Origin of the sequence: Nocardia goodfellowii (genome assembly GCF_017875645.1) — a bacterium.
Classification (GTDB): Bacteria; Actinomycetota; Actinomycetes; order Mycobacteriales; family Mycobacteriaceae; genus Nocardia; species Nocardia goodfellowii.
Window position 1 is genome coordinate 7,732,932 of sequence record NZ_JAGGMR010000001.1, and the last position, 17,005, is coordinate 7,749,936.

A 17,005-nucleotide genomic window follows, 5' to 3' on the forward strand; every position below is an offset into this window, starting at 1 on the left:
TGCAAATCTCCAGTATCTTTATGCGATTGCGTGGCCGCAGAGCGCGTCGTCCGCGCAAGTGCGCTGTGGACGACGCAGCGCCTATGGCAGCCTGAGGGCAGAACCCGATTCCAATTCGCTTGCGCAGGAACCGGATCCGAGAAAGAGGAAGGTCCCGTCCCTGGGCATGAGCGGGCCCAGGGACGGGACCATTACGCCCCGTGCGCGGCAGCAGCGTCTGCGACCGCGGGAAGTCCGCGGGAGACGGGCGCGCAACAGGGCGGGCCTGAATCGGACACAAGCTCCGCCTGCTATCGCAGTTTCCGGAGTGTGCCGGGCGGGATAGGGCAGGCGGGCAAGCGCCCGCCGGTTCAAGCAGCCGGAGGAATGAATCGAGACTCGAACTTGTCCAACCGGGCGATCACATCGGCCAGCGCGTCGACCAAGGTGCGATCGCCCAGCTGCGGCCAGCCACCGTACTGGCCTTGGTCACGCTGCTCGCGCCCGCACAGCTGTTCACGAATGTCTTTGACGTCGCTGCTGATCGGGCCGCAGAAGCCTGCGATGAAGTCCTGGATCTGGCTGACTTCTGAAGCGCTCATCGGCGCCTCCTTCCTTTCGATGAAAGCCGCTACCTCGCGGCGGAATTCGTGCATGTCGATGCCGGCCGGGTCGATCTTCCCTTCGCGGCTGTACTCCCGATGGGCCACACAGTCCTGGGCCGAGCGTCCGATGCGCGCCAGAATCGCCGCGCAGCCACGCTTGTAGGCATCCAGTTGTGCCGGAGTCCAATCGGAGCCGTCACCGCGGGACACGGCCTCGATCCCGATGACGTGGTAATTGGCGTTGTCGGTCGGCCAACCGGGCCAAGAGCCGCGCCCGGCGTGCCAGCACACTCCTGCGGCAATGACGCGGAAAGTGCCATCGCGTTCCAGAACCAACTGGGCGAGAGGGCCTTCCAGGTCGGGGCGGCCGTATTGGACAATGCGCCAGTCCTGGCTGCCACCTCCGGCGGTGTGGTGACACAACACACCCCGCAGGTCGCGGAAATCTCCATGGCCGCGGTCGCGCCAACCTTCATGCTCGATCACACGCAGCCCTGCCGCTCGTAGCACGTCGGCCAGCCAGATCGGGTCACCGGTCCAAGACATCGCGTATTCCTTCGGTGTATGTAGTCGTTTGCAGACTTGCGCCCTATACCGGGGGCCGTGAATAGCCAGGGATTCGAGCCCGCCTTGCTGGCTCCCGCTCTACTCGGCCTATTGAGATAAGCCGCGTGCGGAAGGTCCGGAAGAGCCGAGAGAGCGCAACCGGTTTCAGGGAACCAGCAAGCAGGGATTCGTGGTCGGCGCAGATTGGCCGATTAGTGTTGTTCGGACCGAAAACCTTTGTACGGCAAAGGTTCTACTTGACATTGATCCGACTGCCCGAGCCTATCAACGGTTAGGTGACAAACCGGCAAATCCGACCAACATCGCAGGAAAACGACCATTTTCGGTCGGCGCCCAGACAATCGACGCACTCGCGCGGCGGCCGCAATGACTTGCAGCGCAGCAGTATTCGACATTTCCGAGGCGACCTGCGCGAGAGCCTGAAGCTTCACCGATCAAGCAGAATCGGAATTCCTTTGAGGTGCACAGAGCTCGATCACATCGCCGAGCCGGTACACAGTCCGGCTGCTGACGACGTGGCCGGTCAGTTTTCCCCGACGGGCTAACTGCCTGATCCGCTCGGCGGAGATACGGGCACCGAAACTGTCGGACACCAGCCGCGCGAGTTCGGCTGCCGTACCCAGCATTTCGTAGGCTTGATTCAACATCTGACGACGGCGATGCCGCACCGAGACGAGCACACCGCACCCTGCGCACCGGACAATGTCGGCATCCGGCTGGGCGTAAAGCCTCAAACCACACGCGCAATCGCCAACGCTGACACGCGGCTCCGGGCGGTCGATGGTGCGGTACGCCGACCGCATCGCGCTGGACAACGCGACATCCATACCGAGTACGGCATCGGAATCGTCGGGCACCCGGGGCAAGTACCAGGCGAGGAACCTGGCCTGGTCGACGGTAGTGGCTGGTGCACGCCGACCGGCTATGGCCGAAATCGCCACCGAATAGTGGGTCAGCACAGCTCCGAGGTCTCGGAGCGACTTCGCGGCACCGGTATTGAACGGCAGAACCTGTTCGGTTTTTGTCGTGCGGGCGGAACCCAGCGAACCCGCGGAGGCAATGGAGTCCGCACGGCTGAGCGTGATGTCGAGTTCGGCCAGCAACGCCGGGACGGCCCCGAGCGCCGCCATGACGGCGGCGCGGCGCTCAGGGTTGAGTGGTTCGGTGTACATACGGCCTTCTTGACTAGCGGTCTGGACAGGTTTGATGGACAGCAGATCTTTTCTCGATGCGGCAGCCGGATCGCGGAGATGGGCGGGTGGGCGGGCGCCGATACTCACTTCGGAGGGTCGCAATTGCGCGAGGCTGCTATCTAGTACATGCAATGACGCGAGCAAGCGTAGCCGCAACTCGCTCACTCCGAGCCGATAGTCGACCAACATGCCTGGATATCCGGCGACACCGACCTCGCATCGAAATACGCAATAAATGTGTGCAATCTCGTGCAATCGAGCTGACTCGATCGCGCAGATCAGCCGCGTAGCGCCGCAAGGCAACTCAGGCAACCACGCGGCTCTCCGCAGCGCGAGGCAGGCCGGAACTTGCTGGGCGAGGCAGCAGCCCGACCGGGATCGATCAGCGCGAGCTTGTGGATCCGACTCGAATCGAGCACCCAGCCCACCCAGGCTCTACAATGGTGCAGGCGAATGTATACAAATTGCAACATCTTGTTGTAGCCTGGCGCGGTGAATGATCAACCACCTTGTCTCGGACTGCCTGGGTTCCTGCAACCCGAGGACACGAGCGGCTGGCAGGTTCTGCCGGCAACCCTTGCCGCGAAGGCGCTGTGCCAAGACAGATGTCCGCGCGATACCTTCCTGGCTTGCGCGCGTTCCGCTTTGGTCGCCGGAGCCTGCTTCGGGGAAGAGGAATCCCACGTCGCGGACGGCGTCGTAATGGCGGGAATCGTTTGCCGTGGTGACGCTTTGACCGAGAAGGCGCTTCGCCGCGTAGTCAAACAGTTCACGGAACCATCGACCAAACGCCCTACCCACTGCCTGAATTGCCGCAAGCCTATGACCACCCGCCGCCGGAAGTTGGTCGGCCACGTAGTACATGAAGGCGGCGGACTGTGCACAGGCTGTCGCCGTGCGGAGCAACGATCGGCATGAGCTGACGGGCACTGCCCGGAATCGAGCTCATCCATCTATCGGCGTATCGACAACGAACACTCCCTATGCACAGGTACCGGCGTGTCAGCGGATGTCCGACGCGCCTTCGGTGCCTTCGACCGCATTCCAGGGAGGACAAGATGAGCAGCGATCGCGCCGAGAGACTTATGACGACTCGTCAGCGGGAGTTGGTGCTCGCGGTGATCGGGGCGATCAACTCCCCCGCTAGGCCCATCAGCCCGTATCACGTCGAGCGCCTCATCGAAGCCGAGCTGATCCCACCTCCGCGACTCAGCGAAATCGCGGCTGTATTGGAAGTATTGGCGCTCCCGGAGGTCGGGTTCCGGCGCGGGGAACGGGCCGAAATCGTGCTCGCGCGCGTGCTCGAAGTGTGGGAGAGATCGGCGTAGGGAACGCGCCGGTGTGGTCGGCACGCTGCGGCCAACCGCCTGTACTCGTTCCATCTAACAGCCGGACGACAACGAACACTCTAGGCGGCGCATGGGAGCCGACGAGGTCACCGTTTTCCGAGCCATCGCCCGCGGCGAATAGCGACGTTTGCCGCGTGCGGAAGAGAAGGGTCTGCGTATGACGTTGTCACGAAGGCGATTCATCGGTGCCGCGGGCGTCGGAGCTACCGTGTTCGCCGGCGGCGCGGCCGAGGCGACTCCCGGTACCGGCTCACCTGTCTCCGGGGAGGCGCGCGCACGAGTCGTCGGGCCCGCCGACCCGGAATATCAGTCGCTGACGCTGCGCGGCTACAACCGGCGCTTCGTCGCTCAACCGTCGAAGATCTTCCTGCCCGCCAGCGCGGAGGAAACCAGCGACGCGGTCGGGCGGGCTGTGGCCGAGGGGCTGCGGGTGGCGGCCCGCTCCGGTGGGCATTGTTTCGATGGGTTGGTCGATGACGCACGGACACAGGCGATTATCGATATGAGCCGGATGAACCGGGTGTATTTCGACGAAGCCCGGCAGGCCTACTCCGTCGACGCCGGCACCGAGTTGGGCGCCATGTACGAACAGTTGTTCCGTGGGTGGGGTGTGACCATTCCGGCGGGGATCTGTTTGGGGGTCGGCGCGGGCGGATATCTGAGCGGCGGCGGCTACGGCCCGCTGTCACGGCGGCTCGGATTGGCCGCCGACCATGTCTACGGGGTCGAAGTCGTCACGGTGGATGCCACGGGAAAGCCGTCGGTAGTGGTCGCGACCAGCGACGGACCCGACGCTGATCTGTGGTGGGCGCACACCGGCGGTGGCGGCGGCAATTTCGGGGTGGTGACACGATTCTTGTTGCGGACACACAGCGCCGCTCCCGGGCGACCGTTACCCGAACCACCCGCGAACATGATGCACGCTCGACTGGTCGTTCCGTTCGCGGGCGAGGAGTCGTTCGTTCGCCTTCTGGATAACTATTTGACCTTCTTCGAGCGAAACAGCCAGCCGGACAGCCGGTTCGCGGGTTTGTACGCGCCACTGCACGTCAAGCCGATCGCGGGCGCTTCCGACATCCTGGTCCTGCTCGACGCCGATAGTCCCGATGCGCGCGCCTGTTACGACGAATTCGTCGCGGCGGTGAGCGACGGCGTATTGCCGCCGCCAGTCGTGCCGCCGCTGGAGCTGAAGTCCTACTCCGACACGGTATCTCAGGTCTACTACGCCAAGGGAGCGCAGCCGCCACGGGTGAAAGTGAAGGCGGCGTACCTGCGCCGGACTTACACCTCAGAGCAGCTGCGCACGATCTACCGGCATATGACCGACGTGCGCTACATCGGTGAATCCCAGCTGGAGTTCCTGCCTTTCGGCGGCGCGATCAACGCCAGGGCGGCCGATGCGACCGCCATGCCGGTACGCGACTCCTTCATGAAGATGTTGATCCACGCCGCCTGGCGCATCCCGGCCGAGGACGAGAAATTCCTGTCCTGGGCGCGCCAGATGTATCGCGACATCTATGCCGAAACCGGCGGCGTGCCGGTGCCTGGAGACGTCGATGGCGGCAGCTACATCAACTACCCAGACCCCGACCTGCGCGACCCGCACTGGAATACCTCCGGTGTCCCCTGGCACGCCATCTACTTCCGCGACAACTACCCGCGGCTACAACAGGTCAAGGCACAGTGGGACCCGCACAACATCTTTCGTCATCCGCTCTCCATCGATCCGCCGAGCCCCTAGGCCCTCCGGCCTGTCACGCACGCCGGGCTAATCTTTGATTCCCCACCGCAGCCTGCGATCCGGGTCGAGGGTCTGCCGGATGTGCTCGAGCCGAGGCAGATTCCCGGCGAAGCAACGCCGGCCGGTGTCAGTGGGTTGCACATGGTTGAAGAAGGCCCCCGCGGAGATCGCGCTCACCGCGCGATTGGCGGAGAGTATCCAGCGGTGCGCCTCCTCGGGCGGGTCGGGGGTGTTGACAATCCACTCCAGGCACGCGGCGTGGTCGCGCCAGGGGAAAGCGGTTTCGCCCGTGGCGATTTCGCCGACGGCCCCGTCGAGTGGTTCGATCAGCACACGTCCCACCGCACCGCTGCGCGCTCGGTCGAGGATCACGTCGACGATGAGTTCGGCTGCGGCGGGCGTGATTTCAGCGACGACGTCCGAACCGGCGATCCTGGTCGTCCGGGGCTTGGGCTTTTCCCGGTCGAGTTCCCGCATCGCGTCCAGATACAGCAGCGTGCGGCGGTCTTCGGCCGACGGCCGGGTAGCGGCGGCGTCGAGCAGGCCGGCGACGGCCTTGGCCCCACCACCGCCCGGAGACACGACCAAGACCTCACAGCGGAGGTCGTCGGCGGCCGCGACCTCGAAGCGGGCATAGACCCCGCGATCGGCCGTAGGCATCCATTGCGCCCAGCCATCGAGCACGCGAGCCGCCCTGTCGACGGGAAAAGACAGCCGCGCAATGTCTTTCGGCATTGCCGGGCACGTGTGATAGGTCAACGAGGTGACGATTCCGGTGCCGCCGCCCGCGCCGCGCAATGCCCAGAACAGCTCCGGCGCGGTGGTCGCCGTCGCTCGTTTCACGCCGCCGCTCGGGAGCACCACTTCCGCCGAGACCAGCCGATCGCAGGTCAATCCGTAGCCGCGAACCTCGACTCCGACGCCGCCGCCGAGGGTCAAACCGGCAACGCCGACGGTGCGGCACATGCCCAGTGGGAGCGTCGATCCCAACGGCGCCAGTGCATCCTGTACGGCGGCGATCGTGGTTCCGGCCCCCACGGTGACCTGGTCGCCGTGGGCGGTGATGCGGTCGAGCCTGCGCACGTCGATGATCAGTGCGCCGCTCGTCGCGGAAGCGCCGACGAACGAGTGGCCGCCGGCTCGCGCCGCGACGGGCAAGCCGTGCTCGCGGGCGAACACCATGGCGGCCTGGACGTCCTCCGGTGTCGCCGCCTGGACGACACCGAGGGGCATGTTGCCGTCGAACCGCGGATCGAACAATGCTTTGGCTGCGTGGTATTCACGGTCCTCCGGCAACACGAGCTTGCCCCGGAGCAGGCTGCTGAGCTTTCCCCATTCGGCGGATCCGACGGTCGCGCCGGCGGTGCCCGGGAACAACGCTCCGGTGACTCCGGCCACCGCGAGGCCACCTGCGCCGAGCAGCATCCTGCGCCGAGACTGCCCGGTCACCGTGGGCTTCACGTCATTCGCGCCCACGTTCATGCTGCCCGGCCGCTAGCTGGAGCCGGGCTTGCGACCACGCTCGATACCGTCGTGCCTCGCATGGGACTTCCCTTCCTTACCGTCTGATGTTGTGTGCATTCCTGTTGCCGCCGAAGCACATTCAGCATCGGACCAATGCCGTATCGCGGACGGTGACGATCCGAGTGATGCGTGCTCGGATGCGCCCTACCGCGAAACCATCGCGCCCGTGTGCAGGGCAATCCCGGTACGAGGAGCGACGGTGGCGCGGAATTCACCCGCACCGTCGACTTGGTACACGGGTCCCGTGCAGGAACCGAAGCGCAGACCGCCGTGCATGACATCGCAGTAGGTGCCCGCAGGCAATGACGTCCGGTAGGCGACCGCGGTGGCAGCGGAATCTTCGCCGTTGAGGACTACGTATCCCGCCCTGCCGCGGCCGAAGGAAATCAGATCGCCGTCGTTGTCGGACCAATCGACCACCGGCGTGTCACCCACCTGTTGCCGGAAGCCGACCATGCCGGCGATGCCTGGGCGGGCGTGTTCGCAGAGCCAGATCGGGTTTCCACAGTCGGCACCGACAGCCCGGCCGAAGGGATCGGACGGCGGTGGCTGATCGTAGCCGGCAAAGGCATAGCTGCTCAATACTTTCGGTCGACCATATGGCCAAGCCAGCATGAAAGCCTGCGCGAGGGCATAGCGGTCCCCCTCCGCAGGGGCCAGTGTGCTGCCGTCGCGGACGGTGTCGTGGTTGGCGACGAAGACCACCGACTTACCGGATGGCAGAGCCGAACCGAAATCGCGCAACTGTGCCAGTCGGCCCTGCCGGAAAGTGGCGCTCAAACTCTTGGCATACCGCAGGTCCATCACATCGCCGATGCTCAGGTACTCCTCCGGCTGCACGGCTTCGCCCGCGATGTAGTTGACCTCCTGATAGATGTAGGCAGGCCGACTCAGCCGCTGTTGGATCGCGGCGAGATCCTCGGGGGGAATGTTTTTCGCCGAGTCGACGCGAAACCCGTCGATCCCCAGGGACAGGAGATCGTTGAGGTATTCGGCGATCCGGTCGCGCACACCGTTGTCCTCGGTGACGAGATCCGCCAGCTCCAGCGTCTGGCAGTTGTGCACTTGATACCGGTCCCGATAGTCCTCGATCGCGTCGCCCGCCGTTCCGCAGTGATGGAAATCCTGGGACTCGTATGGCACTGCGGGATAAGAGAAGTGGCAATAGCGGGCTCCGGCGCTCCCCGTTCCGCAACCCTGCAGACCGGACATATTGTTGATGATGGCGTCCGCGTAGACCTGCACACCGGCGGCGTGGCAGCTACGTACCATGGCCGCCAACTCCTCCCGCGTGCCCCAGCGGCTGTTCAGCGCATACGAAGCCGCCGAATAGCTCTGCCACCACGGAAAGCCCTTCTCCGGATACACCGAGTGCTCTTGTGGCGGGGAAATCTGGACGGCTGCGTATCCCGAGGGCCCCAGAGACTCCCGGCATTCGCGCCCGATCGACGGCCAATTCCACCCGAACATCTGCGCGATCACGTCGCGCCCCGGCGCTCGGGATTCGGCACGAGCCGGTGGCGAGGTGGTGAGACTCAACGCCGCTACCAAAACGCAGAACAAGACCGAGGCACAGATGCCGCGGCGTTCCGGTCCACGAATTTTAATGTGCACCTTCCTATCGGTACCAGCGATTTCGGCACCCGCTACTCGATGCGGTCATCGCCTCGGAGGTGATTGACAACGGACGACAACGCTGCGGAATCCGCAGCGTTGCAGCGACTTCCTTCGGCGCGGCCACAGGCCCAGATCAGCCCGCCGCAATAGGGACTCGACGTTACCGACCTATCGCCGACGCCCGGACCTGTTCCAGCATCGCGATTTTGACCAGCTCCGACTGACCCGCTGGGTGGCAGATGAAATCGCCACGCCGGAAGTTGGGTACAAAGCTGTTCATCCGGCGCATTTCCAAGACTTTCACTCGCAACTCTGGCAGCAACGCTATCGCCCGCGCCATCGCCGTTTGCTCAAAGAACAGGTCGGTGACTTCCATACTCCAAGCCGCATCCAGAAATTCACGCACCGCATCGTTGCCCCGCGCGAGGAAACTACCGGAGTTGAAACCGCCCGGATCATGCGTGACGATCAGGTCATAGTCGTCATCACACAGATCCTTCAGATCTATATCGAAGTTCGTGATCGCCGCGTCGGCGTCGATCCAATACACCCAATCATGATCATCGAGGTGACGCTTTACCGCCGGAATCTTCGACCAGTGCGGCGCACGTTCCTTGGTGAATACATCGGTGTAGCCGTAGAAGGCGAAGCCGTGGCGCTCACAGTAGGCCCGTTTGTCCTCCGCGTGCGGGCGCGCCCACCCTTCGATTTTCGGCGACCACAGCGTGACGAGCCCGATCGTCGCCTGCTTCGGCGGCTGGAAACTCCACAGCGGCGGATGATCCTCACCTACCACTACCCCTTGCAGTTCGGCCATCGGCGCCGGCATCTCCACCGCGGTAGGCAACGGCCGACGGGGCCACTGAACAGGGTTGTGGCGCAGGGGTTTCCGTACGTTTGTGTGCTCTTCGACAACGGCGAGTACATCCGGACCACAGTTCCAGACGTCGCGATGCGTCCGCACCCAGCGCGACGCGGCGCGGCCGAGTTCGGCCGCCGCACCGCGATGCAGCGACACCCAGCGCAGCTTCTCCTGGACATCGGCGCAGTCCGCTCCGGCGAGCACACCGGTGAACGCCCGGTCGGGCTGAGTGTCCGGTCGCCACTTCGAAGGCTCGACAGACAAAACCAGGTCACCGGCTTCCCGGCAGACATCGGCCTGTCCTTCGGACTCCAGCGCGATGACAGGTAATCCGGTGGCCATTCCTTCGAGGAGTGTGGTGCCGAAACCCTCATTACCCAGCACCATCAATACATCGGCATCGGCGTACCACTGCGCCGTACTCGGGGTTTCCGCGGTCAACGTGTCGACGTGGATCCGTGGGTCGGCCGCCAGATGGCAGTCGGGCCAACCTTGCTGAGACTTGATCACAAGCCGGGCATCCGGATCATCCCGGAATACCTCCTGCCAGGCGCAGATACCGGCACGGAAGTCGTTGTGTTCGTTCTTCGGTCGCATCATGCCGAGCAGCAGAGTGGTGAACACCGCGCGCGGGGGGCGATCCTGACAGGGGAACGCCTCCGGATCTATACCGTCGGGGACGATGTGGATCGGCACTGTGACACCAGAACGACGGAAAGCATCTGCCACGTGATGGCTCGGCACAATAACCGCTTTCGCACGATTCAGCCCGGCGGTCCAGCGCCCTGGAATGCGCATGCTCTCACACCGGGTCCGGACGAACAGGTCCGGACCCACCAGGAATCCGAACTCCGGACGGTCCACGCACCCCGAAAATAGAATCGGCCCGTCCACCCGCGCCGACGACTTCGCGACTATGCGCCGAAGTTCACTGGAGCATCCGTGCCCGAGCTTCGACAACGGGACGGCGCTGAGCCGGACGCCGTCCCGATGCATTCCGCGCACCATGTGCTCATTCGCCCGGCTGTAAGTGTCGGGGGTGCCGAAGTCACCGAAAATCGTCAGATTCGCGAGGCCGGCCGGCCGGCGGCGTGCCGCCGAAACCGACCGGACTGCTTCACGAATCCCCGAGTACGCGGATGAGCCGAGGCCGAGGTTGCCCTTCGCTGCCTCAGTGGAGTGCATGCGAAAGACCATAAGCTGTATTGCCGCAGCCGCAGGACGACTGCCTTCCGTAGGCCGCATCGTATCCATACGCCGCGTCGTATCCGTACGCGGATTGATATCCATAAGCCGAGTCATAGCCGTACGCGGCGTCATACCCATACGCCGACCGATATCCATAAGCCGAGTCATAGCCGTACGCGGCGTCATACCCATACGCCGACCGATATCCATAAGCCGAGTCGTAACCGTACGCCGCGTCATACCCATACGCCGACCGGTAACCGTAAGCCGAGTCGTAACCGTAAGCACGGTCGTCCCCGAAGAACCTGCGCTTCTGTGATCCTCGGTTCTTACCCAACTGCTGAATCGTTTCGGCATTGGCGAACTCCGGGAAGGCAGTGGTAGCGATAGCCACCATCGCGGCCGCACCGGAAAAACGGAAGAGATTGCGCCGTGACACCATGTGGATCTCCCTTTCAGTCAGAAGCTTGCGATTTGGACCAGATTCCGCCGCTGTTCTGCCTGCCGCAAAACCACGGTTACCACACTTATCGACGCGACCATCGCCGCGACCACAACCGATTGCCGCCATGAACTCGATCCGGCCAGCGCCAAAGTTGTGGTCCCACGTAACCCGACGACGCCGACCGCCACGATGAATACAACGTTCCTGAACAACGCATAGCTGCTCGTCAAAGGCCGCAGCCGACAGAGGCTGCCGCCCGACAGCACACGTCCACGCCTGACTGCCAGCCACAACACAGTGGTAGTCGCGACGAGGACCGCGCCCGCCAGTAGTGGCCCAGCCGCACCGAATGCACCGAACAGCAACAACGTTCCGGCGAACAACTCGACGACCGGCAGCCCCTTGGCAACCGGCCCCACTATCCTGGCGGGCAGCAACTGGTGGGCAGCCAACCACACCTGCCGCCACGCGCTGACCGAAGTCAGCAGACTCGCACCTCGGGCAATGAGAAAAACGCCCACTATAAGCCGGGTGCCCATTTCGAAAACGTCCCAGAAAGATTCGGAAAATACCACTGGTGACACCGCAACAACTCCCTCGAGTACCCCGTTGCCAACGCTTGCGCTCCCCCCGCCTGCAGCGACTATGGTTCGGAGCGGATGCCGCGAGGGATGGGCCCAGCGGCCTCCTCGTCGGGAACTTCCGGATTGCGCGCTCAACAATGTACGGCGCTGCCGCCGCCGACGTAGGTCGACGACGGCAGGCTACGAGAGCGACGGCCTCGTCTTCGTCTTCGATTTAAGCGACTGGTGCGACGATGGAGCGGACGGCGTCGACGACCTTGGCCATGCCGTCGATCGCGTCGGAGATCTTCTGGTCGTCGCGCTGGCCCCTATCGCCGGACCTGCTCGCGCCCCGGTCACCACCACGGTCGCGGTCCCTATCCATGTCCCCGCCCCGGCTCCGGTCGATTACCCCGCCCCGATCCCGATCATCGCCGCCCCGGTCACGGTCGCGGTCCATGTCCACGCCCCTGCCACGGTCCATGTCCACGCCCCTGCCACGGTCCATGTCTCCGCCCCGACCCCTATCCCGATCCCGGTCCATGTCCCTGCCCCGGTCCCGATCCCGGTCCCTATCCATGTCCCGGCCCCGGCCCCGGCCCCGATCTCCGCTATCCGCGTCGTGGAGGGAAAGGTCTTGGGCGAGTGCTGTTCCGGTGAGCGTCTTGGAAATCCCGGCCTGCTGATTACAGGCGGAAGCCACACCTCCACCGAGTGTGAGCGTCGCGGCCACCGCGGCCAGACCACTCAACGCCGTGATGGCAAGTTTGGAAAACATTCGAAGCACCTTTCAGTCGACTGAATGACAGGCAGTACACACCGCACCGTCAGCTCGGGCATATAACCTTCATCCGGTCACGCTGTGCGAACGCAGCCTCCGGCCCGCGTATTCGCCGGCCAGAGGCTGCGTCGGGCTATTCCGCCGAGTGATGCCGCAACATCACCCTGATCGGGATTTGCCTCACCTCCGCGCTGCGTGGGTTCCGCCGACCCGCAGAGCTTTCGGGAGACAGCCAGGGGTTTCGTAGTTCAGAGCAGGGAATTGACGACGAGGCTGACGACCTCGGTCAGAAGGTTGCCTACGATGGAGAGAAGTCCGGACAGCATGATTGTTTACTCCTTCAGTGTTGTGGCCCGATTTCCACGGGCCGCTATTTGAATGCCATCGCCTGCCGAGAATTCTGCAGCTGCAGTCTGCAGCTCGGAACAGGAACGCTGATGACGCTTTCGTCGGCGCCGGCCAGAGCGTTCAGCCAGCGTGCCGATAAGTGATTCGGAGTCACCGGTACGGCGGATGGAAATAAATATCGCTTCCGTCAAATTACTTGTGTGACATGGGCAGGACTACAGCAGTCCGCCTGTCACGGCGCTGAGCAGTTCTCCGACGACATTGAGCACTGTCGTCACAAGGTTCAGGACAGGGCGCAGGATCATTGCGTATTCCGTTTCTTCTCGTGGGGTCGAGGGTTATGCGGGCTACGCGGTCGCTCGCGTTGTGCACCGCTGAGAAAATTCTCCTTTCGGGAACCGAGCCATGACGGCAACAGACCGATGATCATGAGCAGGAGCAGCAATTCCCAGCCCGCCCCCGCCCATCGGCCGGGTGAATCGTCGCCGGTAAGTCGCGTCTCGAACGCCAGCAACCGGGTAAGCAGGCTCGTCACGCTCGGGGAATCGACCACACGTTCCTCCGGAACGCTGCGCGGTCGGCCCTCGAGCATCCTGACCGGTGGCTTCGCGGGAGTCGGTGCGAGAGTGGAACTCTGAACCGGCGCGGGCGGTGCCGCCCGCATCGACGAACCTTCCGGGCGCGGCGAAGAGGTAGGACCCGTGACGGCTTTTCCGGCAGCCAATGCCTTGGCGAGTTCGGCGAACCAGTTCGCGACCCAAGCGGTCGACGTCTGCTCAGCGGACAGGGGAACGAAGGCGTAGGCGCCGTGTCGCGCGACCGTGTCCTGGTACCTCGCCCATACCGCCGGGTCGACGAGTTCGTGGTTGTCGGCTATCGCGGCACCGAGGGCGTCGAATACCGCCGTCAACAGATCGCTTCGCTCGTCGCCGGAAACGGGCAGATTGTCCTGCGGCTGCAGCAGCTTCGTTGCGAGACGGGTGAGTCCCGCTATCGGGTCCGCCTGGGCCGTTGCCATCACTTCGGCGACATCGTCGGTGGTCAACACCGTCCCGGCTACGGCCGTCATCGCGTTCAACGTGAGGGTCGCGAGTTTCACCAAGGCGGCTCGCGCGTTCGGGCCATCGACACGCACCCGGGGGTCGGAGGCTTCGACGAGCCTTTTACTCAGTGGCAGTTCGGCAGTCAGCGACAGATCGCCGAACTCGTTGCCGTGCAGGTCCTCTCCGATGACCGCCTGGGTGGTTTTGACCAGAGTCGTCTCGGTGGCATGGAGTACCGATTGCAGCACTGTGAACGGCCGGGTCGGGGTGAGCAACGCCTGACCGACAATGTTGGTAATGGCATGCAGAATCGGGATTTCGGGCGGCGCGTCGCACGCGAGATCACCCGTGACGCAGAATGATGCGACGCGGCCGGTGAGGTCACCGAAGCTCGCCTCGATATCGCGCTTCGGACCTATTCCGCCGCCGCTCGGCATCGGCTGTTGCAGGCGCGGCAGACCGGACAGTTCCGCGGCATCGAGCCCAGGGGCGGGATCGGGCAACACCTTGCTGGCTGCCCCGGGAAACAAGGGTGAACCAGGTCGCCGGGTCGGGTCCGAGAACAACGCGACGGCCGCGACCTTTTCGCTCGGCACGTTGCCCTGGCCGTGTCCGATCTCCTTGGCGTACAACGAGACAACGTGGGCGCCCTGGGAATATCCCACCAGAGCCAGTCGAGTCCGTTCGCAACGATCGGTGACGGCTTTCGCCATCGTGCGCAGCTGGGCCAAGCCACCGGCTACCGAGTCGGCATAGGAGAACGCGCTTCCCGGTGTGGCTCCCCCGAAACTCGCCGCGTAGGGCACATATTCGCGGGCGACTACCTGGGGGCCACCGGCATTGACGACCATGGGAGCGAAGACCGTCGCGAGCATTCCCGTGTCGATTTTCGTTTGTGCCGCCAATGAGGATTGTCCGGTTCCCTGCACACCCAGCGCGTAGAGGGCGGGACATGACTCATTCCCTTGCACCTCAGCAAGCGCTCGGTTCGGGGCGATGGTCATGACAGCCGCGATCGCGACTGCCGGCACTGAAACCGCGAGCAGACGACGAACGTCATTTGGAAATCGGATCCGCTGCAAATCCCCACCTTCAACGCTCAAGTCATAGTCGATAACTTCTTCTGGCAACCATCGGCGCAGGACACGGCACTACCACGCCCCGCAGCGTCGCGGTAGCTGGATTGCCAATTACGTGCTGAAACTTATAGCAGCAGTGTTCATTCGACGCGGACTCGCTCTCGGATTGGTGCGAATTCGGACCATTAGCGTCCGTCGGCCGCCGAACTATAGCGGACGAACCGTGCCATGATCACGTAAGGTGACCGGCATTCGACTGTCCCGAACCCATCCCCGACTCCCTCGGCAACGAAGACCACGGGGTGCTTCCAAGCGGTGTGCATCCGAAATCGGCATTATGACGTGATTGGAGCAGGGTCGTCGAATGAGGCTGTTCGGAATGTGTTGTGCCGCACTGGGTGCGGCGTTGGTTTCGGTATCCTCGCCGGTCGCGATGGGTGCGCCCGGCGGAGATCCACTCGTCGGCGCGCCCGGTTTGGGCGACCCGTACTACCCCATGGACGGCAACGGCGGATACGACGTCGGGCATTACGAGGTGAACATCGACTACGACCCGCCCGCGCACCGGATCATCGGGAAGACTCGAATCGAGGCGACCGCTACACAGGCCTTGAAATCGTTCAATCTGGACTTCACCGGTCCAGATATCGCGAACGTCGCCGTAAACGGTGTCGGCGCCGAGTTCAACCGCAACGGCGACCACGAATTGACAATCACCCCGGCACGTGTCCTGCTGCCCGGTGTGCCATTCATCGTTTCCGTCGAATACTCCGGCGCGGTCACCGAGAGCCGCTCCGGGAAGGGCTGGACATTCCTGCCCAGCGGCGGCGCGGTAGTCGCCGGTCAACCCCACTCGGCCCGCAGTTGGTACCCGCTCAACGACACACTCCTGGATAAAGCCACCTTCACCCTGGAGGCGACCGTGCCCGCGGAGTGGGATCTCGTATCGATCGGCCATCCAACGCGGAACACGGTGACCGGCGACCGGCGGGCCGTCAGGTGGGAAACGAAGGAGCAGGTGCTCGGGTATCTGACGATGCTCGCCGTCGATCATTTCGAGTATCTCGAACAACGCCGGTCCAACGGCATGCCGCTGCTCAGCGCCTTCTCGCCGGGCGCCACGGACAAGCGAGAATACGAACAGCGATTGCCGGAAGTCCTCGACTTCCTCGAAAAGCTCTATGGTCCGTATCCTTTCGAGACGGCTGGAGGTGTCTTCCACGACGCGGATATCAACACGTCGCTGGAGACCCAGACCCGGCCCGTATACGCCAGTTGGGCGGATCTGAACACCGTCGTTCATGAAATCACCCACCAATGGTGGGGTGACTCGGTCACGATGCGGCACTGGTCCGACATCTGCCTCAACGAGTGCTTCGCTGAATACACCGCCGATTACCTGTGGCCGGAGCGCGTAGAGGGCGTCGATGTCGACCAGAACTATCGCGAAGCCATCCGTGAACGCCTCGGTGACGACAAGTTCTGGCGGATCCCGCTGAACGACCCGGGCGTGCAGAACATCTTCACGTCGGCTTACTCGCGGGGACCGCTGTTCCTGCATGCGCTGCGCAAACAGCTCGGTGACGACGTATTCTTCGCCGCGGTCCGGGAATTCGCCACCACGAAGGTGCACACCGCCACCTCGATCGCCGAGTTCCGCTCGTTCATCCAGTCGAAATCGCGGACGGATATCCGCGACTTCCTGGACGCCTGGCTGAACGGCACCACTCCGCCCGCGGAGAAGTATCTCTTTCCCGGATCGCTGAGCAAAGGATAAGCATGGCGCGCAAACTCGTTGTGACACTCATCGACGACTACGACGGTAGGTCCGAAGCTGACGAGACCGTCACCTTCGCGGTAGACGGCATCGCCTACGAGATGGACCTGTCGGTCCGCAACGCAGGCGAGTTGCGTGGTCTCTTCGCGCAGTGGGCGCGGCACGCGCGCAAGATCGATCCCATGCCGCGAGGCGGCAACGGCGGTATGCGCCGGGCTGTCGACCGGGACCAAACCGCGGCTATCCGCGCCTGGGCGCGTAAACAAGGACACAAGGTTTCCACCCGCGGGCGCATCTCGAGCAAGCTCGCGACGGCCTACGACGAGGCAAGTCGGTAAGGCCTC

General features: G+C 63.8%; 12 protein-coding genes. 4 read left to right on the forward strand and 8 right to left on the reverse strand.

The annotated features are described in order from the left end of the window. Positions 1 to 350 precede the first annotated feature (350 nt). Together BJ987_RS37645 and BJ987_RS35875 are read right to left on the reverse strand one after the other, a co-directional pair. A complete protein-coding gene (locus BJ987_RS37645) occupies positions 351 to 1,070 on the reverse strand; it encodes a peptidoglycan recognition protein family protein (protein WP_307869859.1) in 720 nt (239 codons plus the stop codon). A 515-nt stretch (positions 1,071 to 1,585) separates the two neighbouring features. Next, positions 1,586 to 2,254 (reverse strand): hypothetical protein, encoded by a 669-nt coding sequence (locus BJ987_RS35875; protein WP_209897456.1) that lies wholly within the window; start codon positions 2,252 to 2,254, stop codon positions 1,586 to 1,588. A gap of 1,148 nt (positions 2,255 to 3,402) precedes the next feature. Between BJ987_RS35875 and BJ987_RS35880 the strand changes: the two genes are divergently transcribed. Together BJ987_RS35880 and BJ987_RS35885 are read left to right on the forward strand one after the other, a co-directional pair. Next, positions 3,403 to 3,672 (forward strand): hypothetical protein, encoded by a 270-nt coding sequence (locus tag BJ987_RS35880; RefSeq protein WP_209897457.1) that lies wholly within the window; start codon positions 3,403 to 3,405, stop codon positions 3,670 to 3,672. Positions 3,673 to 3,850: 178 nt separating this feature from the next. Further along, a complete protein-coding gene (locus tag BJ987_RS35885) occupies positions 3,851 to 5,434 on the forward strand; it encodes an FAD-binding oxidoreductase (RefSeq protein ID WP_209897458.1) in 1,584 nt (527 codons plus the stop codon). Positions 5,435 to 5,461: 27 nt separating this feature from the next. On the opposite strand, the gene BJ987_RS35890 is transcribed toward BJ987_RS35885, so the two are convergent. The 6 genes from BJ987_RS35890 to BJ987_RS35915 form a co-directional block, all read right to left on the reverse strand. After that, positions 5,462 to 6,883 (reverse strand): FAD-binding oxidoreductase, encoded by a 1,422-nt coding sequence (locus tag BJ987_RS35890; protein WP_209897459.1) that lies wholly within the window; start codon positions 6,881 to 6,883, stop codon positions 5,462 to 5,464. A gap of 219 nt (positions 6,884 to 7,102) precedes the next feature. Next, on the reverse strand, positions 7,103 to 8,572 hold the full coding sequence (locus BJ987_RS35895) for an alpha-amylase (protein WP_209897460.1): 1,470 nt from the start codon (positions 8,570 to 8,572) through the stop codon (positions 7,103 to 7,105). A 163-nt stretch (positions 8,573 to 8,735) separates the two neighbouring features. Then, positions 8,736 to 10,727, reverse strand: a complete 1,992-nt coding sequence (locus BJ987_RS35900) for a glycosyltransferase (RefSeq protein ID WP_209897461.1) — start codon at positions 10,725 to 10,727, stop codon at positions 8,736 to 8,738. A gap of 357 nt (positions 10,728 to 11,084) precedes the next feature. Continuing rightward, positions 11,085 to 11,654 (reverse strand): MauE/DoxX family redox-associated membrane protein, encoded by a 570-nt coding sequence (locus BJ987_RS35905; RefSeq protein ID WP_209897462.1) that lies wholly within the window; start codon positions 11,652 to 11,654, stop codon positions 11,085 to 11,087. Positions 11,655 to 11,868: 214 nt separating this feature from the next. After that, positions 11,869 to 12,018 (reverse strand): hypothetical protein, encoded by a 150-nt coding sequence (locus BJ987_RS35910; protein ID WP_209897463.1) that lies wholly within the window; start codon positions 12,016 to 12,018, stop codon positions 11,869 to 11,871. Positions 12,019 to 13,063: 1,045 nt separating this feature from the next. Then, positions 13,064 to 14,680, reverse strand: a complete 1,617-nt coding sequence (locus BJ987_RS35915; RefSeq protein ID WP_209897464.1) for a cutinase family protein — start codon at positions 14,678 to 14,680, stop codon at positions 13,064 to 13,066. Positions 14,681 to 15,248: 568 nt separating this feature from the next. Here BJ987_RS35915 and BJ987_RS35920 point away from each other — a divergent pair. Then, on the forward strand, positions 15,249 to 16,661 hold the full coding sequence (locus BJ987_RS35920; protein WP_209897465.1) for a M1 family metallopeptidase: 1,413 nt from the start codon (positions 15,249 to 15,251) through the stop codon (positions 16,659 to 16,661). A 2-nt stretch (positions 16,662 to 16,663) separates the two neighbouring features. Then, positions 16,664 to 16,999 (forward strand): histone-like nucleoid-structuring protein Lsr2, encoded by a 336-nt coding sequence (locus tag BJ987_RS35925; protein WP_209897466.1) that lies wholly within the window; start codon positions 16,664 to 16,666, stop codon positions 16,997 to 16,999. The last annotated feature ends 6 nt before the right edge of the window (positions 17,000 to 17,005 follow it).